The sequence below is a fragment of the Microbacterium sp. TPU 3598 genome (assembly GCF_002356155.1).
In the GTDB taxonomy this organism is placed as follows: domain Bacteria; phylum Actinomycetota; class Actinomycetes; order Actinomycetales; family Microbacteriaceae; genus Microbacterium; species Microbacterium maritypicum_A.
In genome coordinates, this window is record NZ_AP017975.1 from 3314492 (window position 1) to 3339600 (window position 25109).

Consider the following 25109-nt stretch of genomic DNA (forward strand, 5'->3'; position numbering starts at 1 on the left):
GGCACTCAGACCAGGCGCGACTTCGGCGACACCGAGTAGGTGTTCTCGGCGTCGCGGTTGACCGTGTCGCCGAGGGCCGCGTCGATCGCCGCCTTCGTGTCGGCGTCGAGCGTCACGCCCGAGGCCTTGACGGTCTCGGCGAGCTGCTCCGGACGGGACGCGCCGACCAGTGCGGCCGCCACGTTCGGGTTCTGCAGCACCCACGCGATCGCGAGCTGCGGCATCGACAGGCCGGCCTGCTCGGCGATCGGCTTCAGGCGCTGGACGGCGGTGAGGATGTCGTCCTGCAGGAAGCTCTTGATGAAGTCGGCGCCGCTGTGCGGGTCGGTGGCGCGCGAGCCCTCCGGCACCGGCTGACCCGGCAGGTACTTGCCACTGAGCACACCCTGCGCCATCGGCGACCAGACGATCTGCGAGATGCCGAGCTCTTCGGACGCCGGGACGACCTTGCCCTCGATCACACGCCACAGCATCGAGTACTGGGGCTGGTTCGAGATGAGCTGGATGCCGAGCTGCTTCGCGAGGGCGTGCCCTTCGCGCAGCTGCTCCGCAGTCCACTCCGAGACACCGATGTAGAGCGCCTTGCCCTGGCGGACGACGTCGGCGAAGGCCTGGAACGTCTCCTCCAGCGGGGTCTCGTAGTCGAAGCGGTGTGCCTGGTACAGATCGACGTAGTCAGTGCCGAGGCGCGCGAGCGAACCGTTGATCGATTCGAAGATGTGCTTGCGGCTCAGGCCGGTGTCGTTCGGCCCCTTCGGACCGGTCGGGAAGTAGACCTTCGTGAAGATCTCCAGGCCTTCGCGGCGCTGCCCCTCCAGGGCCTTGCCGAGCACGACCTCCGCCGCCGTGTTGGCGTACGTGTCGGCGGTGTCGAAGGTGGTGATTCCGGCGTCGAGGGCGGCGTGGACGGTCTTGACGGCGGCGTCGTCGCCGACCTGCGAGGCGTGGGTGACCCAGTTGCCGTAGGTGATCTCCGAGACCTTGAGACCGCTGTTGCCGAGATAGCGATAGTTGACCATGGATCAACGCTACTGGCTGCCCGCCATGACGGGGCCGGACGCGAGGGAAGAGGTCAGGCCGACGCAGGAGCGGCGCGTGCCCGGAGCACGGCGACCACCCCGCCGAGCATCAGCAGGGCTGCTGCTAAGGCGCTGATGATGTAGAACGCTCGCACTCCGGGGAGGGAGACGCCCGCCGAGATCATGAAGGTATCGGCCAGCGCCATGCCCGGGGCGAACGAGGCGAGGAAGAAGCCCGGGGCTCCGAGCATGAGCAGACTCAGGAAGCCGGCAGCCGCGATCATCGGAGCGGCCCTCGACGTCATCGCGATCACACCGAGGGCGAGGGCGAGCACGACTCCCACCCCGAGAATCATGAAGGTCGTCGGCGCGTTGAGCGACTCACCCGCTCCGCTCAGCTCAGCTCGGATCTGGTCGAGAGTGAGCCCGGGAGCGGCCGCGAGAGGCGTCCACTCCAAGATCTGCACCGCGGCGAGCGCAGCATAGATCGTGACGGCGAGCACACCGGCGATCGAGATCCACAGCGTCTGCACCCGCATGGTCCGACGCTGCATCCGAGTCATGCGGGTCAGCCTAGGAAGACATCCCGAGAGTCTCCCGATACTCGCGCCAGGCCGCTCCGAGGCGGCGGATGCCCTCGGCGAGCACGTCGTCGGGTGCGGTGAAGGGGATGCGGATGTGATCGTCCGGCGACGCGGAAACGGCGAACGCCGCACTTCCGGCGATCGAGACACCGTGTGCGGCCGCCGTTCGGGCGAGCGCTGCTGCCGACCCCACGGGCACCCGCACCCATAGCGACAGCCCGCCACGGGGCGGCTCGACCGTCCAGTCGGGCAGGTGCTCTGCCATCAGTCGCTGCAGCAGCCGGAGCCGCTCCTGGTGGATGCGGCTGTTCGCGCGGCGCAGGTCGTCGGCGCGGGCGATCAGGTCGAGAGCGAGCAGCTGACCCGGCACGCTGGTGGACTGGTCGGCGAGCTGACGCGCGCCACGCAGCCGTCGTACGAGCACGGGGTCCGCCCGCAACCAGCCGATCCGCAGGCCCGCCCACACCCACTTCGACACCGACTCGACCACGATGACGGGCGCGTCGGCGCGCTCGGCGGCGAGCGTGGGCGGCACCACCCCGTCGAAGGAGATGCCGGCGAGCACGCGATCCTCGATGACCGGAACGCCGTACTGCGCGGCGAGCGCGGCCACCCGATGCCGAGCAGCTGCAGGCAGGCGCGACCCGGTCGGGTTCTGGTGATGCGGGTTGAGGGCGACGAGTACCGGACGCAGACGAGCGAGGGCCTGCTCCAGCGCGTCGACGTCGAGACCGTCGTCGCCCATCGGGACGCCGTGCACCGAACCGCCGCGCAGGCCGACCGAATCAGTGACGCCCGGCCAGGTGATCTCCTCGGCGAGCACGATGTCGCCTGGGCCCACGAGCGCGTTGACGACGAGACTGATGGCCTGCTGCGCGCCGTGCGTGACGAGGATCTGCTCCGGTGTGGTCGGTGTTCCCTCGGCGGCGTACATGTCGGCGATGAGGGTGCGCAGCGCAGGCAGGCCCGCAGGGTCGGTCTCCGGCAGCAGGGCGAGGTCGAGCCGCGGCTTGTGATCGCGAATGAGCTGCACCCCGAGGTCGGAGATCTGCGGCACGGTGCGCAGGAGATCGATCGCGTTCGGCAGCGCCGAGAAGAGGGCCTCTCCGCGTCCTGGTCGTGAGGCAGGCACGGCGGTTGCGGCTGTCCCGGCGATGCGGGTGCCGCTCCCCTGCCGCCGGTCGACGAGACCGCGGTCTGCGAGGTCGCCGTACGCAGCGACGACCGTGCCGCGCGAGACGGACCCTGCCGCTGCCAGTGCGCGCTCCGCGGGCAGCCGGTCCCCCGGGCGCAGCTCTCCACTTGCGATCAGCCCCTCGATGCCTCGCGCGAGCCGGGCGGCGAGAGTGCCGTCTCCCTGTGTCCAGCGGCCGAGCCGCGCCGAGAGCGCCTCCGAGGACACGTCACCTGCGTGGACGAGAGATGCCGCTCGTACCGCAGGAATGGCCGATACCTGATCCATTGGCCCGCTATTGGCCCTGTCCTTCACGCTCATGAGAACCGATTCTGGACCAATGAACACGCATCTCGCCAGCCGTCCTTCAGAGACTGGACCGATCAATCCCGATTGGACCATCGCGCAGCTCCTGGAGTGGCTCAGCGATGATGTCCGCCAGCACGATGTCATGCTTCAGCATCCGCTCGCCCGCATCGAGGCGCTGATGACCGGGGCGCGCTGGGCACGCACCCCGTCGACCGTGGCGTTGATCCGCTCGATCGCCGCCGCCGTCCGCGACGAACCGGTGCGGGGAAGCATCCGGGTCGGCGAGCTCTCCCCGCAGCAGGCGCCACGGATGCCGGAGCGGATTCCCCAACCCGCCTGACCGGAGCCTCGCGCAGCCTCGCCGCACCGCGATGCCCGGTTCAGCCGATCGTCGGACGAACGAGCTGCTCCTGCTCCTCGAGCGTCTGCGCCTGCGCGCGCTTCTCCGCCCGTTCCCGCTCCTGCGCCTCGGCCGCCTCTCGGCGTTCCGCACGCGTCTGCGGCTCACCGGAGCCGGCCTCCGCTTCTATCCCCTGAGACTGATCCGTCACGATCTGCGCACGGTCTCGGAAGCCCTCAGCCGTCACCTTGTCGAGGGCGACCTGCTTGCGGATCGCGGCGGCTTTCTCGTAGAGGCTCGGATCACCGTAGCTCGTGAGCACCTTCACCAGCACCGGCAGCAGCTCGATCATGAAGAACAGCGCGGCGATGAGGATGTGCGCCCACAGAATCGAGGGCTCCTTCTCGCTCAGCCGGTTCAATCCGCTGATCTGACTGAGCAGGCCGACCGCTCCGGCGTTGCCCTGCGCGACCGCATCGGCGCGGGCGTTGTACGCGGCGAGCGCCTGATCGTAGGAGTCGCGAGCTGTCGGCAGCTGCGACTTCGCCTGCTCGCGGTTCTGCGCCTCGGACGACGAGGTGTTCTCCTTCGCCGCAGTGCCGGCCGCGGCGAGCTCCTCGTTGGCGGTGCGCAGTTGGGCGGCGAGGGCGTCGTAGGTCTGCTGAGCCTCGGCGAGCTGCGCCTTGGCGGCGTCCGAACTGGCGCCCTGGCCGTTGACGCCGGTGCAGCCGGGAACGGTGCCGGCACCCTCACCCGTGAGCTCGCACTGGTACAGCACGCGCGCCTGGTCGATCACGGCCTGCTGGGCGGTCATCTTCGCGGTCACGTCGTCGACCGTGGCCTGAGCCGCGGACTCGGTCGCCGACGAGGAGTCGGTGCCGGCGACGATGCCGGTCGCCGCCTGGTTCTCGAGTTCGGCGACCTTGGCAGATGCCGCGTCGAGTGCGATCTTCTCCGGGCCGTTCTCGAGCGCCTCCTGGTCGGACTGCGACTGGGTGATGTTGGTGGAGGCGACCTCGCGGGCGATGTCGTTGTGGAAGATCTGCAGCACGAGTGGCTCGGCCACGACGAAGCCGATGATCGCGGCCATGATCACGCGCGGGATCGCAAGCCCGATGAGTCGCCAGACGTTCCTGGTCGAGCTCATGGTCGATGTGAGGAATCGGTCGAGGTTGAAGATGATGAGCGCCCAGACGAGCGCCAGGGGCACGGCCAACCAGACGGCCGCCTGCACCCCGGTGGTGAGTGCGAAGAGCATCGAGATCGCCGAGACGAGCGCGGTGCCGGCGAGCACGAAGAACATCTGCACGAAGCGCGGGGTCTCGCCGGGAACACGGTCGAGGATCTCGCCCTCCGCACCGCCGAGGATCGCGAGGGTTCGCGCGCGCGAACCGGGAGTGCGCGGTGCGCGCTTCGCGCGGGGACGGCGGATGCGCGGCTCCCGCGGCGGCTTCACCGGAGCGTGTCCTTCGGCGGCGGAATCGTCCGCGGCGATCGCGTCGGCAATCGGGGTCGTCTCTGCGGGCACGGACTCGGGCACCTCACGGGTGGCGTGGTCGGTGCCGGTGGGCTCGAACTCACGCAGGAAGTCGAGGTCATCCGTGACGGCGTCGGGTTCGCCGTCGAGGATGATCCGACCCTGCGAGTCGTAGCGACCCGGTCGATGGGCGGAATAGGGCATTCGAACAATCTACGAAACCTCGCCTGTGCATCGCGTGGAAGAGTGCTTTGAGCGACTCACAGGTTGGACGACGCAACCGTGACGGATCACTCCGCGAGAAGCAGCCGATCGAGGGCCGCGGCGTAGGCCGACAGTCCGTCCTCGAGCGTGAAGTGGCCTGCCGCAGCGAGCGTGCCGAGCCCGTGGATCAGTCCCCACAGCGCGACGACATCCGTCGGTCGATCAAGGCCGACTGCCGCCGCCCCCTCGGCGAGCACCGCCTCGAGTCCGTCGATCAACGGCGCCATGGTGGGAGTCGGGGATCCGGGCACGCAGACCGTCGGGTCGTAGACGGCGTCGAACGCGTGCGGGTGCTCGACGGCGAAGCGGATGTACGCCGAGCCCCCGTCGGCGAGCGCGGCCCGCGGGGTCGAGGCCTTCACGGCAGCGGTGCTCACCTGGCCCAGGAGATCGGCCATGCTGCGTTCGGCGATCGCCTTGAGCAGTCCCAGGCGGTCGGAGAAGTGATGGTACGGGGCGTTGTGGCTGACGTTCGCGGCCCTGGCGACCTCGCGCAGGCTGATCTCCGCCGCGGGCATCCGCTCCAGCAGCTGCATGGCGGCGTCTTCCAGAGCACGGGCGAGATCGCCGTGGTGGTACCCGTCCTTGGAACTTGACATGAGCAACATCCTCTCCTATCTTGACAGTGTCCACCAGCTTGACACTGTCCAGATAGGAACCGGAAATGCCCGCTCTCGTGATCGACGGCCACCCCGACGCCCGCTCCCTGACCGCGGCTCTCGCCCAGCGCTACGCCGCAGGGCACGGCGACGCCCGTGTGCTCGCCCTCCGCGACCTCGACTTCGACCCGAACCTGCGCTTCGGCTACCGCGAGCGCATGACGCTCGAGCCCGACCTCGTCGAGGCGAAGCGCGCGCTGCAGGACGCCGACACGATCATCATCGCGACGCCGCTGTGGTGGGGGTCGGTGCCCGCGCTGCTCAAGGGCTTCTTCGACCGCGCCCTGCTGCCGCAGCAGGAGTACCGCTACACGAAGCTCGGGCTCGTCGAGGGACTGCTGCCCGCGCGAAGGGGCAGGCTGCTGCTGCTCGCGGACACGCCCTGGTACTTCACACCCTTCACGGGGCTGCCCGCCCAGACCCACGTCGCCCGAGGCACGATGCGCTTCTGCGGGATCCGCTCGGTGCGCACCCATCGCATGCTCGGCGTGAAGGATGCGAGCGAGACCACGATCTCCCGGTGGCTCGACCGCGCCGAGCACCTCGGCGCCGTCGACGCCCGCCGTGCCGGCCGGCCTCAGGCCATCGCGGCGGAGGCGGCCTCATCCTCGGTCGTGGCGACGAGCTGACCGCAGGCGCCGTCGATCTCCTTGCCGCGGGTGTCGCGGAGAGTCGTCGGGATGCCGGCGTCGTTGAGCCTGCGCACGAACTCGTTCGTGACGTCTTTCTCCGACGCCGTCCAGATCGAGCCCGGCGTGGGATTCAGCGGGATCGGGTTCACATGCACCCAGCCGCGTCCACGCTGGTTGAGCTTCTCCGCCAGCAGATCGGCACGCCAGGCGTGATCGTTCATGTCCTTGATCAGGGCGTACTCGATCGAGACGCGGCGACCGGTCTTGGCGTAGTAGTCGTAGGCGGCGTCGAGGGCCTCGTCGACCTTCCAGCGCGAATTCACCGGGATGAGCTCGTCACGCAGGTGGTCGTCGGGGGCGTGCAGCGACAGCGCGAAGGTCACCGGGATGTTCTCCTCGGCGAGCTTCTTGATCGCGGGCACCAGGCCCACCGTCGAGACCGTGATGCCGCGGGCGCTCATCCCGAGCCCGTCCGGCTGCGGAGCGACCATCGAGCGCACCGCATCCATCACGCGCTTGTAGTTGGCGAGCGGCTCGCCCATCCCCATGAAGACGATGTTCGAGACGCGCTCCATGCTGTGGTCGTCGGACTTCTTGCCGCCCAGACCGCCCTCGGCGATGAGCCGGTTGGCGCGCACGATCTGTTCGATGATCTCGGCGGTCGACATGTTGCGGGTCAGGCCCGCCTGGCCGGTCGCGCAGAACGGGCAGTTCATGCCGCAGCCGGCCTGGCTCGACACGCACAGCGTGATGCGGCCGGGGTAGCGCATGAGCACCGACTCGACCAGGGCGCCGTCGTGCAGACGCCACAGGAACTTGATCGTGTCGCCGCGGTCGGTCTCGAGGCGGCGGACCTCGGTGAGCAGCGGCGGGAGCATCCCGGCGACGAGCTGCTCCCGGGTGTCGGCCGGGAGGTCAGTCATCTGCTCGGGGTCCGACGTGTAGTGACGGAAGTAGTGCGTCGACAGCTGCTTGGCGCGGAAGCCGGGCAGGCCGAGCTCTTTCACCTTCTCGACGCGCTCGGCCGGCGTGAGGTCGGCCAGGTGCACCGGCGGCTTGCCGCGCTTGGGGCTCGCGAACTGCAGCAGTGGACGCCCCTCGGCGTCCTTCTGCTGGGTCCATCCCTCGGTGGCAGGGCGCACCTGTGGCTTCCTGGTCTCGCGCACCTTGCCCTGGGCGGGGCGTCCCTGCGGGGCGGACGCGGATGCTGCGGGGCGCGTCTCGCGCGTGCGGGGAGTCTCGGTCATACCCTCCAGGGTACGCGGTGGCGGATGGGAAGGCCCTGGGGCGCGGGCGGTGACCTCTCTAGACTGAGCCCATGGATGCCGTGCTGTGGATCATCGCGATCGTCGTCGGCCTGATCGTCGTCGTCGCGATCCTCGCCGTCGCGGTCCGCGGCATGCGCCCCAAGCTGCCAGAGCCGCAGGTGTTCACCCCGTCGCCGACGACCGCGCGCACGGCTCCCGCTTCGTCGGCGTCGACGGCCGTCTCCGGTTTGACGCCGAGCGTGATCGCCGAGATCGACCGGCTCGTCGGGGCCGGGCAGAAGATCCACGCCATCAAGCTGTACCGCGACCACTCGGGCGTCGGCCTCAAGGAAGCGAAGGACCGCATCGATCACTGGTCGGTCAGCACCACGGCGCCGCACCTCGCCGCCGTGTCGAACGCCACGGCCACGCGCTCGTCGATCACCCCGATGGTCGCGACCCCTTCGTCCGTGCGTGCGTCGCTGCCGGCTTCGGTGGCCTCCGAGATCGACCGGATGGTCGCTGGGGGTTCCGCCATCGCCGCGATCAAGGCGCTCCGCGAGCACACGGGACTCGGACTCAAGGAATCGAAGGACCTGATCGAGGCCTGGCCGCACACCCACGCGTCCTGACCAACTTGTCATTACAGGGTGCGCCCGGGAGAATGGACGTGCCCGCCCGATGAAGGAGCCCCATGTCCGACCGTCTCGACCGCGCCCGCACGACCGGCATCCTCGCCGTCCTCCGCGCCCCCTCCCCTGAACTGGCCATCGAGGCCTCGGAGGCGATCATCCGCGGCGGTGTCACCGGCATCGAGGTGACGTTCTCCACTCCGGACGCTCCGGCGGTCATCCGCGAACTCATCGCCCGCCACGGCGACACCGCCTACGTCGGCGCGGGCACTGTGACCACGGCTGCACAGGCCGAGCACGCAGCGGATGCCGGAGCCGAGTTCCTGGTCAGCCCCGGCACACTGCCGCACCTCACGCGCAGCATGCTCGACACGGGCCGCGTCGTGATGACCGGCGCGATGACGCCGACCGAGGTCATGGGCGCGCTCGAGCTCGGCGTCGACGTCGTGAAGATCTTCCCGGCGTCGCTCGGCGGCCCGTCCTACCTCGGCGCCCTGCGCGGACCGTTCCCCGATGCCCCACTCATGCCCACCGGCGGCGTGAACCCCGACAACCTGGCCGCCTGGTTCGCCGCCGGCGCGGTCGCGGTCGGCGCGGGCGGAGATTTGGCGAACGGAACCTCGATCGCGAACGGCGACTGGGCCGACATCGAGCAGCGCGCCGCGCGATTCGCCACGGCACTCACCGCCGCGCGGAGCTGACCGCCACACGGGACTGATCACCGCGCGAGGTTGATCACCCGATGTCCGGCATCTTTTGGTATACCGGATGCATGCGTGCGCGAAGGATGTTGGCCGTCGGCGCCGTCACAGTTGCCCTGCTGACCGTGACGGCCTGCACAGCAGCGCCGCATCCTTCCCCGTCGACCCAGGAGGCTGCCATGACCGAAGCCACTCGCGATCTGCTCGCCGCCGCTGAGGACGGAGACGCGATCGCCGTGCAGACGGCGATCAACGAGGGCGCGGACATCGAGGCGCGCGGATCCGGCGGGATGACAGCCCTGGTGGCGGCGACCAAGGCGAACCACGTCGACGCGGCCCGGGCCCTGATCGAGGCGGGGGCGGACGTGAACGCCAAAGACGACATCCAGGACTCCGCCTACCTCTACGCGGGCGCGCGCGGACATGACGAGATCCTCCGTCTGACCCTCGACAACGGCGCCGACCTCGCGAGCACCAACCGCTTCGGCGGCACGGCCCTGATCCCGGCGTCCGAGCGCGGACTGCTCGCGACGATCGAGATCCTGCTCGAGGCCGGCGTCGACCCGAACCACATCAACAACCTGAACTGGACGGCGCTGCACGAGGCGATCGTGCTCGGCGACGGATCCTCGACCTACGTCGACGTGGTTCGTGCCCTCCTCGACGGCGGGGCCGACAGTGGCATCACGGACGGCGACGGCGTGCTCCCGGTCGACCTCGCGAAGGCCAGGGGCTACGACGCGATCGTCGCCGAGCTCGAACGGTGAGCGCCCTCGACCCGTGGGCCTGGGCGGCGCTCGCGGTGGCGGCGGCGGTCATCGGCATCTCGAAGACCGCACTGCCGGGCGGGAGCATCCTGGCGATCGCGCTGTTCGCGGCCGTCCTGCCCGCCCGCACCTCGACCGCGGCGACCCTGCTGCTCCTGATGGTCGGCGACCTGTTCGCCCTGTTCGCCTACCGCCGGCACGCGCACTGGCCCACGCTGCTGCGGCTCGCCCCCGCGGTCATCGCGGGATTGCTGGTCGGATTCGCGTTCCTCGCGCTCGCCGGCGATGGTGTGGTGCGCCGTGCGATCGGAGTGATCCTGCTGCTCATGATCGCCGTGACGCTGTGGCGCCGGTGGCGGCAGAGCAGAGCGGATACCGCGTCACCGCCCTCCAGCGGCATCCTGCTCGCAGGCGCCTACGGCACGCTCGGCGGCTTCACGACCATGGTCGCGAACGCCGGCGGGCCCGTCATGTCGATGTACTTCCTGGCCACCCGCACCCCGGTGCAGGTGTTCCTCGGTACCTCCGCGTGGTTCTTCGCCATCATCAATGTGATCAAGGTGCCGTTCCTCGCGGGCCTCGGGCTGTTCGAGCCACCGGTACTGCTGATGGATGCCGTGCTCGCGCCGCTCGTGGTGGTCGGCGCGCTCCTCGGGTTGCGGGTCGCCCGTCGCATGAATCAGCGTGTGTTCGACCGCATCGTGATCGCACTCACGATCGTCGGTGCGGTCTACCTGCTGATCTGACCCCATCTATCTGCTCCCGCTCTGTCTCCGGCGCCGCGGGAACCTCAGTCGAGGAAGATGTCGGGGAAGAGCGCACTGTCGGGAGTGCCGGGGATCGCGGCATAGCCGGAGAAGTCGGTCACACCGTCGGCTTCGAGCACGTCCTCGACGATGAGCGTCTGACCGGTGTACGACGCCGCGGGCTTGAGCAACACGGCATACGCGGCGTCCGCATAGATGTCGGGCGTGCGACTCGCAGCCATGACCTTGTCACCACCGAGGAGGTTCTGCACGGCCGCCGTCGCGATCGTGGTGCGCGGCCACAGGGTGTTGGCGGCGATCCCGTCGCGTGCGAACTCGGCGGCGAGGCCGAGGGTCGCCATGGTCATGCCGAACTTCGCGAGCGTGTATCCGGTGTGCGCGCCCAACCACTTCGGGGTCGGGTTGAGGGGCGGCGACAGTGAGAGGATGTGCGGGTTCTCGGCATCCTTCAGGATCGGCACGGCGGCGCGCGAGAGCATGAACGTGCCGCGTACGTTGACGTCCTGCATCAGGTCGTACTTCTTGGCGTTCAGGTCGAGCGAGCGCGAGAGGTCGATGACGCTGGCGTTGTTGATCACGATGTCGATGCCGCCGAACTCGCCCTGCGTCTTCATGACCGCTTCGGTGATGTCGTCGTCGTCGCGCACGTCGCCGACGATCGGCAGAGCCTGGCCGCCGGCCGCGCGGATCTGCTCGGCCGCGGTGTGGATCGTGCCTTCGAGCTTCGGATGCGGGGTGTCGGTCTTCGCGAGCATCGCGATGTTCGCTCCGTCGGCAGCCGCCCTCAGCGCGATCGCGAGGCCGATGCCGCGGCTGCCGCCCGACATCAAGATGGTCTTGCCTGCAAGGGACATGGGTTCTCCTGTGTTCTCGATCGCGGGTTCTGAGGGGTGCCGCGGGTCAGCGCGGCGCCATGCGGATGGCACCGTCGAGACGGATGGTCTCGCCGTTGAGGTAGCCGTTCTCGACGATCTGCTGCACGAGAGCGGCGTACTCGTCGGGGCGTCCGAGGCGCGAAGGGAAAGGCACCTGCTGGCCGAGCGAGTCCTGGGCCGCCTGCGGAAGACCCATCAGCATCGGGGTCTCCATGATGCCCGGAGCGATCGTGCACACCCTGATGCCGTAGCGGGCGAGCTCGCGCGCCACCGGGAGGGTCATGGCGTGCACGCCGCCCTTGGATGCGGAGTAGGCGGGTTGGCCGATCTGACCGTCGAACGCGGCGACGCTCGCGGTGTTCACGATGACGCCGCGCTCCTCGTCGTGCAGCTCGTTCTTCGCGATCACGGCGGATGCCTGCGAGATGACGTTGAACGTGCCGACGAGGTTGATGCGGATCACGCGCTCGAAGTCGGCGAGCACAGCCGGGTTGCCTTCGCGGTCGAGCACCTTGGCGGGCGGCGCGATGCCGGCGCAGTTCACGACCACCCGCAGCGGAGCGGCGGACTGCGCGGCTGCGACGGCCGCCTGCACCTCATCCGCGTTCGTGACGTCGGCCGCGACGAACAGCCCACCGAGTTCGTCCGCGATCTCGGCACCCTTCGACGAGGCGAGGTCGATGATCGTGACGTGCGCTCCCGCGGCGACGAGCCGGCGCGCCGTGGCGAGTCCGAGACCCGAGGCTCCGCCGGTGACGAGTGCACCCTGTCCGCTGATCTGCATCTGATGTTCTCCTTCGAACGTCGTCGTGCGACATGCATTGATGGAACGCAGTCCCAGCCTACGTGGTTCTTGGTTTCACCACGAGCCGAGGTACGGCGTCGAGAGCGAGCCTACGACACCGCCTCGCGCGCGAAGGAACCCGATAACCGATGCGGGTAGGATCCGGAGAATGCGCCGCTCGCCCGGGATCCTCCGATCCGCGGGCACCGTCGCCCCGCCGGTGATAATGCGGCTCATTACCACGGCGAGCCTGGCGCTCCTGCTGCTCTTCGCCTTCGCCGTGACCACCCACGGGGCGCAGGACGAGAACGGCGCTGCCCCCTCCCTCACCGCCGCAGTCGTCGACGCGTTCGACGATGCGGCCGCAGCCGCCCAGGAGCAGGTCCTCACCGCCGCACCCGACAGCGGGACGAGCGCTCTCGTCGGAGCTGCGCTCTGCGCTCTGGGCGTGCTGTGCGGGCTCGCCGTGATGCTCCTGCGAACTCGCGCAGCGCACCGCCGGGCACTGGTCACGCGACTCCGAGCCGGATCCGAGGCTCTGCGTCGATCGTCTGCATCTCCTCCGCGCCCACGCGCGACGACGCTCTCCCTTCTCCAGCTCGGCCTCTCCCGAACCTGATCCGCCGGCCGCACCCGCGCGACCGCATCCATCGCTCGCAACCGGCCTCCCCCGCGGCATCCCCTCGATGTCCCTGTCGACCTCCTGTGTCGACGTCTCGCGTCGACATCTCGCGTCGACTCCGTGCGACCCCGACTCCTGAAGCCGTGCGTTGCGTGCGCGGCACCATCCGAGGCTCCGCCCTCTCGAACAATCTGCTCTCACCCCTCGAAGGAGACCCATGAAAAGCCCCGTGGACGACGCCGATCGGCGCGCTCCCCAACGACCGAGTCCGCAGACGAACCCGATCGGCTGGACGATGCGGCGCGCGATGGGCACGACCGTCATGGGAGCGGTGCTCAGCGTCCTGATCCTGCTCGTCGGCGGGGAGTCGGCGGCCGCACACGTGCCCCACAGCATGGTCGGCCGCTCAGAGGCGGATACGCCCGCGACGACTCAGACCCCCACACCCACACCCACCCCCACACCGACACCGACACCGATACCCACACCCACACCGACACCGACCAGCAGCACGACGCACGAGCAGCAGAACGGCGAGCGGAGGGTGCAGCGCGACGACCTCGGATTCCTGGGGACCGTCTTCCTCGTCGGGATCGGCTTCCTCCTCGCCCTCGGAGCGACCGGGGTGGTCTTGGCGGGGCGCGCGCGGCGGAGACGCGATCGGGCAGCGGAGACGGGACCGTCCGATGAAGCGTGAGAGCGTCCCGAAGTACGCCGTCGCCTTCGTGATAGCCGGCCTCGTCGTCCTGATCGACCAGAGCACCAAAGCGGCCGCGATCGCCGGGCTCAGCCAGACGGAACGGATACCCGTTCTGGGTGATGCGCTCGGCCTGCAGCTCGCCTACAACCCCGGGGCGGTGCTGTCGCTGGGCTCCGGGGCGACCTGGGTGCTGACCGTGGTCGGCGTGGGCGCCGTCGCCGCCCTGTTCGTCGCCGCGGTCCGCGCACGCACGACGTGGCGGGCCTGGGGGTTGGGTTTCATCCTCGGGGGTGCCATCGGGAACGTGCTGGACCGTCTGCTCGCTCCCCCCGGGTTCGGCATCGGCCATGTCACCGACTTCCTCGCGTACGGGAACTGGTTCATCGGGAACCTCGCCGACGTCGCGCTCGCGATCGGAGGCTTCGTCCTCGTCATCGGGGCCGGGGTCCGTCACCGTGCGCAGACACGGAACGCGGCGCTCGGCGACCGGCCGGACGACGAACGAGAGGGCGCGAACGGATGAACAACTGGATGCCGGACGCGCCGCCGACCTTCGCCGACCTCGTGCTGCCCGCACCGGGCCCGTTCCCCCTCCTGCCCCTGGTCGCCGCCGTGCTGGCCATGGCGTACCTCGTCGGCGCGATCCGCCTCTGGCGGCAGCACCGCCGGTGGCCCGTCTGGCGCACGGTCGTGTTCCTCCTGGGCTGCCTCGCGCTCGCGGCCGTCACCGGTCTCGGGGTCGAGGCATACGGCTACGCGCTGATGTCGGTGTTCATGTTCCAGCAGCTCACGCTGATGATCGCGATCCCGCCCCTGCTGGTGCTCGGATCACCGGGCACCCTGCTCCTGCGTGCCACGCCCCACCACGGGCTGGGTGCCGCCGCGCTGCGTGCCGCGCACGGCGGACTCCGCAGCCGCGTCGCCCGATGGATCCTGAGCCCGTGGATCGCCCTGCCGGTGTACCTGATCGCGTTCTACGGTCTGTATCTGGCCGGTCTCGCCGATCGCGTCCTCGCTGCTCCCGGCGGTCACATCGCCCTGGAGGTCGGGTTCCTCATCGTGGGCATCCTGTTCGCGATCCCGGTGCTGAGCTCCGATCCCCTCCCCGTGCGTCTCGGGCACGGCGGGCGGGCACTCGACGTCTTCGCCGAGGCCGCCCTGCACGCGTTCTTCGGGGTCTTCCTGATGATGGCGACGACGATGCTCGTCGACCACTTCGTCGCCCCGACCCTCGCCCTCGGGATGGATCCGCTCGAGGACCAGCGTCTGGCGGGCGGTCTGGCCTGGTCCTACGGCGAGGCGCCGACGCTGCTGATGCTCGTGTACGTGATGCATCGGTGGTTCCGTGACGACACGGCCCGCGCCGCCGCCGATGACCGCTACGCCGATGCGCACGGCACGACCGAGCTCGACGCCTACAACGCCTACCTCGAAGGCCTGCGCGACGAGAGCCGATGAACCGCACCCGTCGCTGTCACCCGTCGCCGTCGGGCAGGATGGACGGATGAGCATCCCCTCCGCCTCCCTCGACGTGCCGACGCGGGTGCGCGAGCTCGCCCGCGGTGCGGCGCTCGTGCCGGTCTGGCTCAACGGGATCGGCGGGCTGACCTTCCGCACCGACGACGGCCGGTACATCAAATGGGGGCCGCTCGACGACGAGGCGAACATGCGCGACGAAGCCGAGCGCATGCGGTGGGCGCGCACCTGGATCGCGGTGCCCGAGGTGCTCGAACAGGGGCAGGACGAGACACACGAGTGGCTCGTCACCGTCGCGCTCGACGCGAGCAGTGCCGTCGACCCGCGCTGGGCCGACCAGCCCGAGACCGCGGTACGGGCGGTCGGCGCGGGCCTGCGGGCGCTGCACGACGCCCTGCCCGTGGCCGAATGCCCCTGGGAGTGGAGCACGCAGTGGCGGATCGCCAACGCCGCCGACCGCGGAACGATCGTGCCCGACGAGCTGCTCCAGACGCCGCCGATCGACCGACTGGTGGTGTGCCACGGCGATGCCTGCATGCCGAACACGCTTCTCGATGCCGCCGGCCGTCCCGCCGCGTTCGTCGATCTCGCAGCTCTCGGAGTCGCCGACCGCTGGGCCGACATCGCCGTGGCATCGATGAGCACGATGTGGAACTTCGGATCCGGCTGGGAGGACACGCTCATCGAGGCCTACGGGGTCGAGCCCGACCGCGAGCGCCTCGAGTACTACCGGCGGCTCTGGAACGAGACATGAGCGTGGCGCCCCCGCCCGCCGGTCGACCGCCGGTGTTCGGCCCGGTCGTCGACGACATGACCCGGTGCGTGCACTACCGGGGCCCGACAGACATCATCGCGATCCGCTTCGCCTGCTGCGGCGACTACTACCCGTGCCACCGCTGCCACGAGGAGTCGGCGGGGCATCCGGCGCAGCAGTGGGCGCCGGATCAGCACGACACCGCGGCGATCCTCTGCGGCGCGTGCGGGCACGAACTCACGATCACCGAGTACTTCGCGGTGACGGGCTGCCCTCGCTGCACCGCCCCGTTCAACGAGCGCTGTGCTCTGCACCGGGAGCACTACTTCCAGCCGAGTTGGAGCTAGCCGGCCCTAGCTCCACACGAACCGGAAGGTCCCGACGAGGACGGCGGCGGCGAGGGCGAGCGCCATGATCGCGATGCCGCCGATCAGCGCCACCGCATCGCGCGGGTGCAACCGCGACGGTCGCGACCAGGTGCGGGGGATGCCGGAGCCGAAGCCGCGCGCCTCCATCGCGAGTGCCAGCGTGGACCCGCGCCGCACCGCGAACACGAGCAGCACGAAGGCCATCGAGAAGAATCGTCGCAGCACACCCCGATCCCCCACGCCCCGTGCACGACGGGCCAGGCTCATGGTGCGCCAGTCGTCGAGGAACAGGCCCAGCATCCGGGTGCCGGCGAGGATGCCGAGCACGAAGCGACTCGGGAGCTTCGCGACCTGGGCCAGCGCATCGGCGAGCTCTGTGGGGTCGGTGCCGCCGAAGAGCAGGATCGTCGGCAGTCCGAGCGCGATCACGCGCAGGCTCACCGCGATCGCGAGCGTGATCGAATCCTCGCTGATCGTGGCGAATCCGAAGGTCCAGTAGATCCGCCCTGCGGGTTCGGCGTAGAGCAGCATGCTCACGCCGGCGATCGGTGCGAAGATCGCGATCGGCAGCAGGCGCTTCAGCACCGTCGACAGCCGCAGTCCGGTCAACGGCAGGCAGAGCAGCTGCAGGACGATCGCGGCCAGCGCGCTCGTGACGTCGATCGACGCGAACAGCGGCACCGACAGCAGCACCGCGAGCACCAGCTTCGTCACCGGGTTCACACCGTCGAGCCATACCGTCCGTGCGGTCTCGACCGCCGTCACGATGTCGCCTCCCCTTCGCGTCCCAGTTCGATGCGATGCCCGCCCAGGTGTCGGATCACGGCGTCGTCGTGCGTGACCGCGACGATCGACCGACCACGCGCGATCTCCTCCTGCAGGAGCGCGACGAGCGAGATCCATCCACGCCGGTCCTGCCCGAAGGTCGGCTCGTCGAGCACGATCACCTCGGGTGCTCCCGCCAGCACGGTCGCGACGGACAGTCGACGCTTCTGCCCGCCGGAGAGCGTGAACGGGTTGGCGAGCGCGAGAGATGCGAGTCCGAGGCGCTCGAGCAGCTCCTCGACGACGCCGTCCGTCTTCCCACGGTCCCACCCGAGGGCGCGCGGGCCGACGGCGAGCTCGTCGCGCAGCGTCTGCGTGAGGAACTGATGCTCCGGCTCCTGGAAGACCATGCCGATACGGGTGAGCAGCTCCCGCGAGGACCAGCGGATCGGGCGGGGGCCCTTGCGCCCCGCCAGCTCGGGTGCCGAACGCACTTCGCCGGCCTGCTCCGGGATCAGACCGGCGAGGGTGAGTGCGAGCGTCGACTTGCCCGCGCCGTTCGGCCCGGTGATCACGGTCGCGTTCGCACGCGGCACGCGCAGGTCGAGCCCCGACTGCACGACGACGCCCGCCTCTCTCGCGATCGAGAGCGCGGAGGCCGTGAGGGCATCGGAGGCGGGAACCTGTTCGAGCATCGGAAGGTCGATGCCGCGGTCGGGCACCCACACCCCCGCATCGGCGAGCACGTCGCCGTGGGCCGCGAACACCTGCGCGGGCGCACCGTCGGCGAGGAGTCCTCCGTCGGCCGCCAGCACGATCACGCGCGTCATCAGATCGACCCAGATCGGGGTGCGGTGCTCGACGACCACGAGCGTCGCGCCGGTCGTCTCGACGGCGCGCTCGACACTCGCCCGCACCTCCCGCACCCCGTCCGGGTCGAGGTTCGCGGTGGGCTCGTCGAGCAGCAGCAGACCCGGTCGCATCGCGAGCACACCGGCCAGCACCAGCCGCTGCTTCTGCCCGCCGGAGAGCGCCTTCGTGGGGCGTCGCAGCGGAACATCGAGGCCGACGGCGTCGAGCGCCTCGGCGACGCGCCCCGGGATCTCGGACGCCGCGACGCCCAGGTTCTCGCAGCCGAACGCGACGTCGTCGCCGACCTTCGACAGCACGATGCCGGCGTCCGGGTCCTGCAGGACGAGTCCGACCTGACCGTGCCGTGACTCGGGGGCCGCACCGTCGATGCGCAACGAACCCGTCCGTTCCCCCTCGTCGTCATCGCCGAGGACCCCGGCGAGACCGGCGAGCAGCGTCGACTTCCCTGCACCCGAGGCGCCGAGCAGGAGCACCCGCTCCCCCGGTTCGATCGTGAAGGAGACGTCCGCGACGGCGGGACGCTTTCGACCGGCGTACCGCCAGCCCCAGCCCGCAGCCTGCACGCGGGCCGGGGGGGCGAGGGTCACGCTCAGACCTCGCGCACGTGCTCTCGCCCGACGGCGAAGCGGTTGAGGGCGCCGGTGACGGCGAGGGCACGCACGAGCAGCCAACCGACCACGCCGGCCAGGATCGCCCCGGAGACGACCACGCTGATCAGATAGATCGTGTTGAACTCGACCGACTTCAGGATGTTCGGCGAGCTGCCGTAGAACAGCTCGAACACCCAGGCGGCCACGGCGGCTCCGACGCCGGCGAGCGCAGCGACTGCGATCCCGAAACGACGGTAGAAGAACAGGGCGAAGATGATCTCTGCACCGAGGCCCTGCACGATGCCCGACAACACGGTCGAGACACCCCACACGTTGCCGATCAGCATCGACACGATCGCGGCGACCAGTTCGACCACGAGCGCGGCCCCCGGCTTGCGGATCACGAGACCGCCGACGACACCGCCGAGCAGCCAGATGCCCACGGCGATGCCACCGAGGCCCGGTGTCAGGGCGTCGGCCGCGCCGAACCAGGCGTATCCGATGGTGTTCCATCCCCAGAACACGAGACCGATCGCGACGCCGAGGACAGCGGCGACGACGATGTCGACGACGCGCCAGCGCCAGATCGATGGGCGGTGCAGCCCGTTCGCATCGGCGGATGCCTGCTGTGCGGATGTGGACGTAGGCGTACTCATCTGAACTCCTCCCTGCGCTGGCATGACCCAGATCAGGTTCGACGGTCGAAGCGCGATTCGCTCCCTCTCAGCCCGGCTCGCCGGACTCCCGTGGTTGTGCTGAAGATCCTACCCGCTGGCGACACCCGCGTGGCGACAGGGCTGTGCGCCGCGGAACCCGCCCGGGATTGGGTACCGTGAACGAGTGACCGCAACAGATCCCGCCGACGAGGCGACGGGCGTCGTCCGTGACGACGGCCCCGCGACCACCGCCCCCTCCGGCTCCGTCGATGCCGCGTCTGGCGGTTCGGTGCTCACGGCCGAGCAGACGTCGACGCGCGCGCTCGCACCGGAATCGGTGGTCGCCCCGGAACCGGCCACGCACGCTCTGACGAAACCGCCATTCGTTCCGCGTGAGACTGCCGCAGGAGACGCCGACGATCCCCTCGCCGCGCTCGACGCGACCACCCCCCAGTGGGCGGACGAGACCACCACCGCCACCGCTCTGACCTGGGTGGACCCCGCGACGGTGGCCGACCACACCGCCACCGCGACTCTCGACGAGACGTCGGAAGCCGAGCGGACGAACGGCCTGCTCCGCGGGGCACGCCTGCGCCCGGCCATCGCCCGTCCCGGCATCCTCGTTCCGCTGGCCACGCTCGTGGGCCTCGTCGCCGCGTATGCCGGCACCACGCTGCTCTGGCCGCTGCACGAGGTACCTCCGACAGTGCAGTCCGTCGAGTTCGCGACGACGCCCGCTGCCGCAGCCACCGTCACCTGGCCCACCGAGGGCGCGGGCGCCGTCGGCATCTCCGGCATGACCACTGCGGCCTCGATCCCCGATGCGGTGAGCATCGCGAGCATCACCAAGGTCGTGAGCAGCCTGATGGTGCTCGACCGTATGCCGCTGGCGGTGGGCGAACAGGGGCCCGAGTTCTCGTTCACCCGGGCCGACAGCGTGAAGTACTGGGACTACCGGCGCAGCGACCAGTCCGCACTGGATGTGCCGATCGGCGGGGTGCTGACCGAATATCAACTCCTGCAGGGCACGCTGATGGGATCGGCGAACAACTACATCGACCGGCTCGCGAGCGAGATCTGGGGGTCCGATCGCGAATTCGCCCGGGCCGCCGAGGTGTGGCTGCGCGAACGAGGCCTCACCGGCATCACCGTGGTGACGCCGTCCGGCTTCGACGAGCGCAATGTGGCCACCCCCGAGGCGCTGGTCGCCCTCGGCGAGCGTGCCATGCAGAACCCGGTGTTCGCCGAGATCGTCGGCACCAAGTCGGTGGACCTCCCGGGCGCCGGCACCGTCGTCAACACGAACGGGATGCTCGACGATCCCGGTGTCGTCGGCGTCAAGACCGGCACGCTCGTCGGCTGGAACCTGCTCACCGCGAAGGACGTCGTCATCGGCGACACGACCGTGCACCTCTTCGCCGCGGCGCTGAACCAGGCCGGCAACGATGAGCGACTCGCTCTCACCCGCTCCCTGTTCGCGGAGGCGGAAGCGGCGCTGGAGGCGCAGCCGCCCGCCGTCGCGAAGGACACCGTGGTCGGTCAGGTCACGACCCCCTGGGGGGAGGAGGTCGACGTCATCACCGAGACCGATGCCGATGTGGTGCTGTGGAACGGGGCGACCGCCACCGCGGCGACGGCCTTCGATCTCGGCGAAGACCGTGAACAGGACGACGCCGTGGGCACGCTGACGACGACCGGTCCGCTCAACACCGTCACCACGCCTCTGGTGCTGGCCGAGGATGTGGAGGGGCCGAGCCCGTGGTGGCGTCTGACCCACCCGCTCGAGCTGCTCGGAATCAGGGCCGACCGCTCCTGACACCTCGTCACGCGCGCCGTGCCGGCGCCCGCGACGACGCATCCCTACGACGACGCCCCACCCCGCGTGAGCGGAGTGGGGCGTCGTCGTAGGGATGCCGCAGGGCGGGAACGCTCAGGAACGGTGGCTCGAACCGTCGGCCCCGTCTTCCAGCAGTGCCTGGGCTGCCGCCGTCTCGGCAGCGGGCAGCTGAGCACCGATCGAGGCTCCGGCAACGGCGGCCGCAGCCTCCTCTCCTGCACCTTCGGCATCGCTCGCATCGCCCGAGACGACGACGGGCGTCGTGCCGGTGAGGGCGTCTTCGGCGTCGATGTCGGTCGCCGCCTGCTCGAACTGCGACTGGTACAGACGCCAGTAGGCGCCCCGCGCGGCGATGAGCTCGTCGTGCGTCCCCTTCTCCACGATGTCACCGTGCTCCATCACCAGGATGAGGTCTGCGTCGCGGATGGTCGACAGTCGGTGCGCGATCACGAACGACGTGCGTCCTTCACGAAGCGCGGCCATCGCGTGCTGCAGCAGCAGTTCGGTGCGGGTGTCGACGGCCGACGTGGCCTCATCGAGGATGAGGATCGACGGCTGAGCGACGAATGCCCGCGCGATGGTGATGAGCTGACGCTCGCCTGCCGACACGTTCGCGGCATCCTCGTCGAGCACCGTGTCGTAGCCCTCGGGGAGGGCGTGCACGAAGCGATCGACATAGGTCGCCTTGGCGGCGGCGAGAACCTCGTCATCGGTCGCGGTGGAGCGACCGTAGCGGATGTTCTCGCGGATACTGCCGGCGAACAGCCACGGATCCTGGAGCACCATGCCGGTGCGCGACCGCAGTTCGTCGCGGGTCACCTCGGCGATGTCCTGGCCGTCGAGCATGATGCGCCCGCCGCTGAGCTCGTAGAAGCGCATGATCAGGTTGACCAAGGTCGTCTTTCCCGCACCGGTCGGACCGACGATGGCGACGGTCTGCCCCGGCTCCACCCGGAATGACAGGTCGCGGATGAGCGGACGCTCGGGTGTGTACGAGAACGCGACGTTCTCGAACTCGATGACGCCCTTGCCCTCGACCAGCGCGGGGGCATCGGCGTCGTCCGCCTCCTGCTCCTCGGCGTCGAGCAGTTCGAAGACCCGCTCGGCGGAGGCCGTGCCGGACTGCACGACCGCGGCCATGCCACCCAGCTCGGACAGCGGCTGCGTGAACTGCTGCGAGTACTGGATGAACGCCTGCACGTCGCCGAGACGGAGCTGGCCGTTCGCGACCATCAGACCCCCGAGCACCGCGATGCCCACGTAGCTGAGGTTTCCGACGAACATCATCGCCGGCATGATGATGCCGGAGAGGAACTGTGCCTTGAAGCTCGCCTGGAACAGCTCTTCGTTCTCGACCTGGAACTTGTCCAGCGCATCCTTCTCCCGGCCGAAGACCTTCACGAGCGCGTGGCCGGAGAATGCCTCCTCGACGCGGGCGTTCAGGCGACCGACCTTGCGCCACTGGGTGCCGAAGGCCTTCTGCGAGCGCGGTCCGATGATGCCGAAGATGACGCCCATGAGCGGCAGCGTGATGAGGGCGACGAGCGCGAGCTGCCACGAGATCGAGAACATCATCACGAGCACGCCGATCACGGTGAGCACCGAAGTGAGTGCTCCCGAGAGCGACTGCTGCATCGTCTGCGTGATGTTGTCGATGTCGTTCGTGACGCGCGAGATCAGCTCGCCGCGCTGCACCTTGTCGAAGTACGCCAGCGGCAGGCGGTTGATCTTCGCCTCGACCGACTCGCGCAGCCGCCACATGGTGCGGACCATGATCACGTTGATGACGTAGCCCTGGATCCAGGTGAGGAAGGCCGCGGCCACGTAGATGCCGAGCACCGCGGCGATGACGAGACGCAGTGCGTCGAAGTCGATGCCCTGGCCGACCGTGAAGTCGCCCAGCGCGCCGACCTGGTTCGCGAAGTCGTCCTGCCCACCGGCCCGCAGCGCCTCGACGACGGCGTCCTGCGACGTCCCGGCCGGGAAGCCGGGGAACCCGTCGGTCGGCTGTCCGAGCTGGATGGAGATGAAGCCCTTGTAGACGAGGTTGGTGGCCTCGGCGAGCACCTTGGGCGCCGCGACCGTCAGGACCACGCCGATCGCACCCAGGATCGACACGAAGACGAACCAGATGGCCGACGGCTTGAGCAGCCCGATCATGCGCGCGAAACTCGGACCGAAGTTGTCGGCCTTGCCCGGCGCGACGCTGTCCCAGTCGCCGGAGTTCTGACGTGCCTGCTCGGCGAGCTCGGCCTCGTACTTCTCCTCGGCGCTCAGCTCGACCTCGGCGACGGGCGCTGCCGCCTTGCCGCGGCCGCGTCTGGCCGTGCGCTTCTCGTTGTTGTCCTGCGCGCTCATGCGTCCACCCCCAGCTGCGACTCGACGATCTCTCGGTAGGTGTCGCTCGTCTCGAGCAGTTCCTCGTGCGTGCCGACGCCGACCATGGTTCCGCCGTCGAGGACGACGATGCGGTCCGCGTCCGTGATGGTGGAGATGCGCTGGGCGACCACGATCTTCGTCACGTGCGGGAGCTCCCGCCACAACGCCTGCCGCAATCGCGCGTCCGTCGTGAGGTCGAGGGCCGAGAACGAGTCGTCGAAGACCAGGATCTGCGGCTGGTGCACGATCGCGCGGGCGATCGCGAGTCGCTGACGCTGACCACCCGAGACGTTCGTGCCGCCCTGGGCGATGCGGGAGTCGAGACCATCGGGCATCTCCTCGACGAAGTCGCGACCCTGTGCGATGTCGAGCGCGTGCCACAGCTCTTCGTCGGTGGCCTCTTCCCGGCCGTAGCGCAGGTTCGACGCGACGGTGCCGGTGAAGAGGAACGGACGCTGCGGCACCAGGCCGATGCTGTCCCACAGCGACTCGACGTCGGCCTCGCGCACATCGGTGCCGCCGACGTGCACGGAACCGCCCGAGACGTCGAACAGGCGCGGGATGAGCGACACGAGGGTCGTCTTGCCCGAGCCGGTGGATCCGACGATCGCGACGGTCTCACCCGGCTGCGCGGCGAAGCTGATGCCGGTGAGCACGGGGGAATCGGCACCGGGGTAGGTGAACTCGACGTCGTCGAGCGCCACGGATCCGGGGACCGGGAACTCGGTGACGCCGTTCTCGGGGCGGACCAGCGTGGACTCGGAGTCGAGAACCTCGCCGATGCGCTCGGCCGACACCGCGGCGCGCGGGATCATCATCGCCATGAAGCTCGCCATGATGACGCCGCCCATGATCTGGCCGATGTACTGCATGAAGGCGAACAGTGTGCCCACCTGCACCGTGCCGTTGTTGACCTCGATGCCGCCGAACCAGATGACCGAGACGACCGTGACGTTCAGGATGAGCATGAACAGCGGGAACAGCAGCACGAAGAGCGAGCCCACCTTGCGGCCGACGACCATGATGTCGGTGTTGGCGCCGCGGAAGCGGTCCTCCTCGATGCGCTCGCGCACGAATGCCCGCACGACGCGAACGCCGGTGAGCTGTTCGCGCATGATGCGGTTGACGTTGTCGAGCTTGCCCTGGTAGCTGCGGAACAACGGGACCATGCGCCCGATCACGAGGGCGGCCAGGATCAGCAGCAGCGGCACAGACACGGCGATGAGCCAGCTGAGGCCGACGTTCGTCTGCACGGCGAAGATGATGCCGCCGATCGCGAGGAGCGGCGCCGTGACGAGCATGGTCGCGCCCATCATCGCCAGCATCTGCACCTGCTGCACATCGTTCGTGTTGCGGGTGATGAGCGAGCCGGCGCCGAACTGCGAGACCTCACGCTCGGAGAAGCCGCTGACCTTGCCGAAGACGTCGGCGCGGATGTCGCGGCCGGCGCCCATCGCTGCGCGCGCGGCGAAGTACGTCGCGGTGACCGAGGCGATGATCTGCCCCAGCGAGACCGCGAGCATGAACAGACCGGTGCTCCAGATGTAGCCGGTGTCACCGCGGGCGACGCCCTTGTCGATGATGTCGGCGTTCAGTCGCGGGAGGTAGAGGGTCGCTGCGACGCTGGCGAGCTGGAAGACCAGCACCGCGAGCAGCAACCATCGGTATCGGGAGAGATAGCGGAGGAGGATTTTTCCCAGCACAGGCGGACTTTCTAGGAAGGATGGAGCGGCGGATTTCTCGGCAGACGGATGCCGACCGACAATCGGCCACAAGACAGAGTGCCACGATCCGCGGACATTCGTATCCCCCTCATGGGGGACCTTCGCTCACAGCGAACCGCTTCCCGTCCCGATCA

Annotated in this window: 26 protein-coding genes and 1 riboswitch; of the genes, 13 read left to right on the top strand and 13 right to left on the bottom strand. The window is 69.4% G+C overall.

Annotation, left to right across the window (positions count from 1 at the left end; translation table 11 throughout):
- Positions 1-5 precede the first annotated feature (5 nt).
- From MST3598_RS15815 to yczR, 3 genes are read right to left on the bottom strand one after another with little or no spacing between them, the layout of a single operon-like run.
- Positions 6-1019 carry an aldo/keto reductase family protein gene (locus tag MST3598_RS15815; protein WP_029258513.1) on the bottom strand — a complete coding sequence of 338 codons (1014 nt, stop codon included), beginning with the start codon at positions 1017-1019 and terminating at the stop codon, positions 6-8.
- A gap of 53 nt (positions 1020-1072) precedes the next feature.
- The gene (locus MST3598_RS15820; RefSeq protein WP_136053506.1) at positions 1073-1582 is read right to left on the bottom strand and encodes a hypothetical protein; all 510 of its coding nucleotides are present in this window, start codon (positions 1580-1582) and stop codon (positions 1073-1075) included.
- Positions 1583-1592: 10 nt separating this feature from the next.
- Positions 1593-3005, bottom strand: coding sequence for an aminotransferase-like domain-containing protein (gene yczR, locus MST3598_RS15825; protein WP_029258515.1), 1413 nt, complete (start codon positions 3003-3005; stop codon positions 1593-1595).
- 112 nt (positions 3006-3117) lie between these two features.
- Here yczR and MST3598_RS15830 point away from each other — a divergent pair, with 112 nt between their 5' ends.
- Positions 3118-3426, top strand: coding sequence for a hypothetical protein (locus tag MST3598_RS15830; RefSeq protein ID WP_029258516.1), 309 nt, complete (start codon positions 3118-3120; stop codon positions 3424-3426).
- A 40-nt stretch (positions 3427-3466) separates the two neighbouring features.
- Here the strand turns inward: MST3598_RS15830 and MST3598_RS15835 are convergent, their stop codons facing one another.
- Both MST3598_RS15835 and MST3598_RS15840 read right to left on the bottom strand, forming a co-directional pair.
- On the bottom strand, positions 3467-5107 hold the full coding sequence (locus tag MST3598_RS15835; RefSeq protein WP_029258517.1) for a DUF4407 domain-containing protein: 1641 nt from the start codon (positions 5105-5107) through the stop codon (positions 3467-3469).
- An 86-nt stretch (positions 5108-5193) separates the two neighbouring features.
- Positions 5194-5766, bottom strand: coding sequence for a TetR/AcrR family transcriptional regulator (locus MST3598_RS15840; RefSeq protein WP_029258518.1), 573 nt, complete (start codon positions 5764-5766; stop codon positions 5194-5196).
- A 65-nt stretch (positions 5767-5831) separates the two neighbouring features.
- On the opposite strand from MST3598_RS15840, the gene MST3598_RS15845 reads away from it, so the two are divergent.
- The gene (locus MST3598_RS15845) at positions 5832-6455 is read left to right on the top strand and encodes an NAD(P)H-dependent oxidoreductase (protein WP_029258519.1); all 624 of its coding nucleotides are present in this window, start codon (positions 5832-5834) and stop codon (positions 6453-6455) included.
- Here MST3598_RS15845 and rlmN read toward each other — a convergent pair.
- The gene (gene rlmN / locus MST3598_RS15850; protein WP_029258520.1) at positions 6404-7705 is read right to left on the bottom strand and encodes a 23S rRNA (adenine(2503)-C(2))-methyltransferase RlmN; all 1302 of its coding nucleotides are present in this window, start codon (positions 7703-7705) and stop codon (positions 6404-6406) included. The two genes, MST3598_RS15845 and rlmN, sit on opposite strands and share 52 nt — an antisense overlap.
- 71 nt (positions 7706-7776) lie before the next feature.
- Here rlmN and MST3598_RS18885 point away from each other — a divergent pair, with 71 nt between their 5' ends.
- The 4 genes from MST3598_RS18885 (at position 7777) to MST3598_RS15870 (ending at position 10551) form a co-directional block, all read left to right on the top strand.
- Positions 7777-8337: a ribosomal protein L7/L12 gene (locus MST3598_RS18885; protein ID WP_021198294.1), complete on the top strand. Its 561-nt coding sequence runs from the start codon at positions 7777-7779 to the stop codon at positions 8335-8337.
- A gap of 62 nt (positions 8338-8399) precedes the next feature.
- The gene (locus MST3598_RS15860; protein ID WP_029258521.1) at positions 8400-9038 is read left to right on the top strand and encodes a bifunctional 4-hydroxy-2-oxoglutarate aldolase/2-dehydro-3-deoxy-phosphogluconate aldolase; all 639 of its coding nucleotides are present in this window, start codon (positions 8400-8402) and stop codon (positions 9036-9038) included.
- Between the two features lie 179 nt (positions 9039-9217).
- Positions 9218-9805, top strand: a complete 588-nt coding sequence (locus MST3598_RS15865; RefSeq protein ID WP_051670938.1) for an ankyrin repeat domain-containing protein — start codon at positions 9218-9220, stop codon at positions 9803-9805.
- Complete coding sequence (locus MST3598_RS15870; RefSeq protein ID WP_029258523.1) at positions 9802-10551, top strand: sulfite exporter TauE/SafE family protein; 750 nt, start codon at positions 9802-9804, stop codon at positions 10549-10551. The genes MST3598_RS15865 and MST3598_RS15870 overlap by 4 nt, the downstream gene beginning before the upstream one ends.
- A gap of 44 nt (positions 10552-10595) precedes the next feature.
- Here MST3598_RS15870 and MST3598_RS15875 read toward each other — a convergent pair whose 3' ends face one another.
- Positions 10596-11426: an SDR family oxidoreductase gene (locus tag MST3598_RS15875; RefSeq protein WP_021198290.1), complete on the bottom strand. Its 831-nt coding sequence runs from the start codon at positions 11424-11426 to the stop codon at positions 10596-10598.
- Positions 11427-11472: 46 nt separating this feature from the next.
- Positions 11473-12231 carry an SDR family NAD(P)-dependent oxidoreductase gene (locus MST3598_RS15880; protein WP_021198289.1) on the bottom strand — a complete coding sequence of 253 codons (759 nt, stop codon included), beginning with the start codon at positions 12229-12231 and terminating at the stop codon, positions 11473-11475.
- Between the two features lie 226 nt (positions 12232-12457).
- Here MST3598_RS15880 and MST3598_RS15885 point away from each other — a divergent pair, with 226 nt between their 5' ends.
- The 6 genes from MST3598_RS15885 (at position 12458) to MST3598_RS15910 (ending at position 16130) form a co-directional block, all read left to right on the top strand.
- Entirely contained in the window at positions 12458-12850 is a 393-nt protein-coding gene (locus tag MST3598_RS15885) for a hypothetical protein (protein WP_157749867.1), read from the top strand.
- A 220-nt stretch (positions 12851-13070) separates the two neighbouring features.
- Positions 13071-13550: a hypothetical protein gene (locus MST3598_RS18615; protein WP_136053507.1), complete on the top strand. Its 480-nt coding sequence runs from the start codon at positions 13071-13073 to the stop codon at positions 13548-13550.
- A complete protein-coding gene (locus MST3598_RS15895) occupies positions 13540-14076 on the top strand; it encodes a signal peptidase II (protein ID WP_036271470.1) in 537 nt (178 codons plus the stop codon). Before MST3598_RS18615 ends, MST3598_RS15895 begins: the two co-directional genes overlap by 11 nt.
- Complete coding sequence (locus MST3598_RS15900) at positions 14073-15011, top strand: cytochrome c oxidase assembly protein (protein WP_029258527.1); 939 nt, start codon at positions 14073-14075, stop codon at positions 15009-15011. The genes MST3598_RS15895 and MST3598_RS15900 overlap by 4 nt, the downstream gene beginning before the upstream one ends.
- A gap of 46 nt (positions 15012-15057) precedes the next feature.
- Positions 15058-15783: an aminoglycoside 3'-phosphotransferase gene (locus tag MST3598_RS15905; RefSeq protein WP_029258528.1), complete on the top strand. Its 726-nt coding sequence runs from the start codon at positions 15058-15060 to the stop codon at positions 15781-15783.
- Complete coding sequence (locus MST3598_RS15910) at positions 15780-16130, top strand: CHY zinc finger protein (protein WP_029258529.1); 351 nt, start codon at positions 15780-15782, stop codon at positions 16128-16130. Before MST3598_RS15905 ends, MST3598_RS15910 begins: the two co-directional genes overlap by 4 nt.
- Before the next feature lie 6 nt (positions 16131-16136).
- Here MST3598_RS15910 and MST3598_RS15915 read toward each other — a convergent pair whose 3' ends face one another.
- The 3 genes from MST3598_RS15915 to MST3598_RS15925 all read right to left on the bottom strand — a co-directional run bounded on the left by MST3598_RS15915 (position 16137) and on the right by MST3598_RS15925 (position 19035).
- Complete coding sequence (locus MST3598_RS15915) at positions 16137-16916, bottom strand: energy-coupling factor transporter transmembrane component T family protein (protein WP_029258530.1); 780 nt, start codon at positions 16914-16916, stop codon at positions 16137-16139.
- Positions 16913-18382: an ABC transporter ATP-binding protein gene (locus MST3598_RS15920; RefSeq protein ID WP_029258531.1), complete on the bottom strand. Its 1470-nt coding sequence runs from the start codon at positions 18380-18382 to the stop codon at positions 16913-16915. Before MST3598_RS15920 ends, MST3598_RS15915 begins: the two co-directional genes overlap by 4 nt.
- On the bottom strand, positions 18379-19035 hold the full coding sequence (locus MST3598_RS15925; RefSeq protein WP_021198280.1) for an ECF transporter S component: 657 nt from the start codon (positions 19033-19035) through the stop codon (positions 18379-18381). The genes MST3598_RS15920 and MST3598_RS15925 overlap by 4 nt, the downstream gene beginning before the upstream one ends.
- Positions 19028-19137: riboswitch (TPP riboswitch) on the bottom strand. It overlaps the preceding gene by 8 nt.
- 82 nt (positions 19138-19219) lie before the next feature.
- Between MST3598_RS15925 and MST3598_RS15930 the strand changes: the two genes are divergently transcribed.
- Entirely contained in the window at positions 19220-20851 is a 1632-nt protein-coding gene (locus MST3598_RS15930) for a D-alanyl-D-alanine carboxypeptidase family protein (RefSeq protein ID WP_051670939.1), read from the top strand.
- A gap of 114 nt (positions 20852-20965) precedes the next feature.
- Here the strand turns inward: MST3598_RS15930 and MST3598_RS15935 are convergent, their stop codons facing one another.
- Positions 20966-23230 carry an ABC transporter ATP-binding protein gene (locus MST3598_RS15935; protein ID WP_029258534.1) on the bottom strand — a complete coding sequence of 755 codons (2265 nt, stop codon included), beginning with the start codon at positions 23228-23230 and terminating at the stop codon, positions 20966-20968.
- The gene (locus MST3598_RS15940; protein ID WP_029258535.1) at positions 23227-24954 is read right to left on the bottom strand and encodes an ABC transporter ATP-binding protein; all 1728 of its coding nucleotides are present in this window, start codon (positions 24952-24954) and stop codon (positions 23227-23229) included. The genes MST3598_RS15935 and MST3598_RS15940 overlap by 4 nt, the downstream gene beginning before the upstream one ends.
- Between the last annotated feature and the right edge of the window lie 155 nt (positions 24955-25109).

Excerpts from the sequence above, each read along its gene's own strand:
- MST3598_RS15875 (WP_021198290.1), bottom strand. The coding sequence starts at position 11,426 with ATGTCCCTTGCAGGCAAGACCATCTTGATGTCGGGCGGCAGCCGCGGC.
- MST3598_RS15935 (WP_029258534.1), bottom strand. The coding sequence starts at position 23,230 with ATGAGCGCGCAGGACAACAACGAGAAGCGCACGGCCAGACGCGGCCGC.
- MST3598_RS18615 (WP_136053507.1), top strand. The coding sequence starts at position 13,071 with ATGAAAAGCCCCGTGGACGACGCCGATCGGCGCGCTCCCCAACGACCG.
- MST3598_RS18885 (WP_021198294.1), top strand. The coding sequence starts at position 7,777 with ATGGATGCCGTGCTGTGGATCATCGCGATCGTCGTCGGCCTGATCGTC.
- MST3598_RS15820 (WP_136053506.1), bottom strand. The coding sequence starts at position 1,582 with ATGACTCGGATGCAGCGTCGGACCATGCGGGTGCAGACGCTGTGGATC.
- MST3598_RS15900 (WP_029258527.1), top strand. The coding sequence starts at position 14,073 with ATGAACAACTGGATGCCGGACGCGCCGCCGACCTTCGCCGACCTCGTG.
- MST3598_RS15860 (WP_029258521.1), top strand. The coding sequence starts at position 8,400 with ATGTCCGACCGTCTCGACCGCGCCCGCACGACCGGCATCCTCGCCGTC.
- rlmN (WP_029258520.1), bottom strand. The coding sequence starts at position 7,705 with ATGACCGAGACTCCCCGCACGCGCGAGACGCGCCCCGCAGCATCCGCG.
- MST3598_RS15845 (WP_029258519.1), top strand. The coding sequence starts at position 5,832 with ATGCCCGCTCTCGTGATCGACGGCCACCCCGACGCCCGCTCCCTGACC.
- MST3598_RS15910 (WP_029258529.1), top strand. The coding sequence starts at position 15,780 with ATGAGCGTGGCGCCCCCGCCCGCCGGTCGACCGCCGGTGTTCGGCCCG.
- MST3598_RS15865 (WP_051670938.1), top strand. The coding sequence starts at position 9,218 with ATGACCGAAGCCACTCGCGATCTGCTCGCCGCCGCTGAGGACGGAGAC.
- MST3598_RS15815 (WP_029258513.1), bottom strand. The coding sequence starts at position 1,019 with ATGGTCAACTATCGCTATCTCGGCAACAGCGGTCTCAAGGTCTCGGAG.
- MST3598_RS15895 (WP_036271470.1), top strand. The coding sequence starts at position 13,540 with ATGAAGCGTGAGAGCGTCCCGAAGTACGCCGTCGCCTTCGTGATAGCC.
- MST3598_RS15885 (WP_157749867.1), top strand. The coding sequence starts at position 12,458 with ATGCGGCTCATTACCACGGCGAGCCTGGCGCTCCTGCTGCTCTTCGCC.
- MST3598_RS15880 (WP_021198289.1), bottom strand. The coding sequence starts at position 12,231 with ATGCAGATCAGCGGACAGGGTGCACTCGTCACCGGCGGAGCCTCGGGT.
- MST3598_RS15835 (WP_029258517.1), bottom strand. The coding sequence starts at position 5,107 with ATGCCCTATTCCGCCCATCGACCGGGTCGCTACGACTCGCAGGGTCGG.
- MST3598_RS15925 (WP_021198280.1), bottom strand. The coding sequence starts at position 19,035 with ATGAGTACGCCTACGTCCACATCCGCACAGCAGGCATCCGCCGATGCG.
- MST3598_RS15905 (WP_029258528.1), top strand. The coding sequence starts at position 15,058 with ATGAGCATCCCCTCCGCCTCCCTCGACGTGCCGACGCGGGTGCGCGAG.
- MST3598_RS15830 (WP_029258516.1), top strand. The coding sequence starts at position 3,118 with ATGAACACGCATCTCGCCAGCCGTCCTTCAGAGACTGGACCGATCAAT.
- MST3598_RS15840 (WP_029258518.1), bottom strand. The coding sequence starts at position 5,766 with ATGTCAAGTTCCAAGGACGGGTACCACCACGGCGATCTCGCCCGTGCT.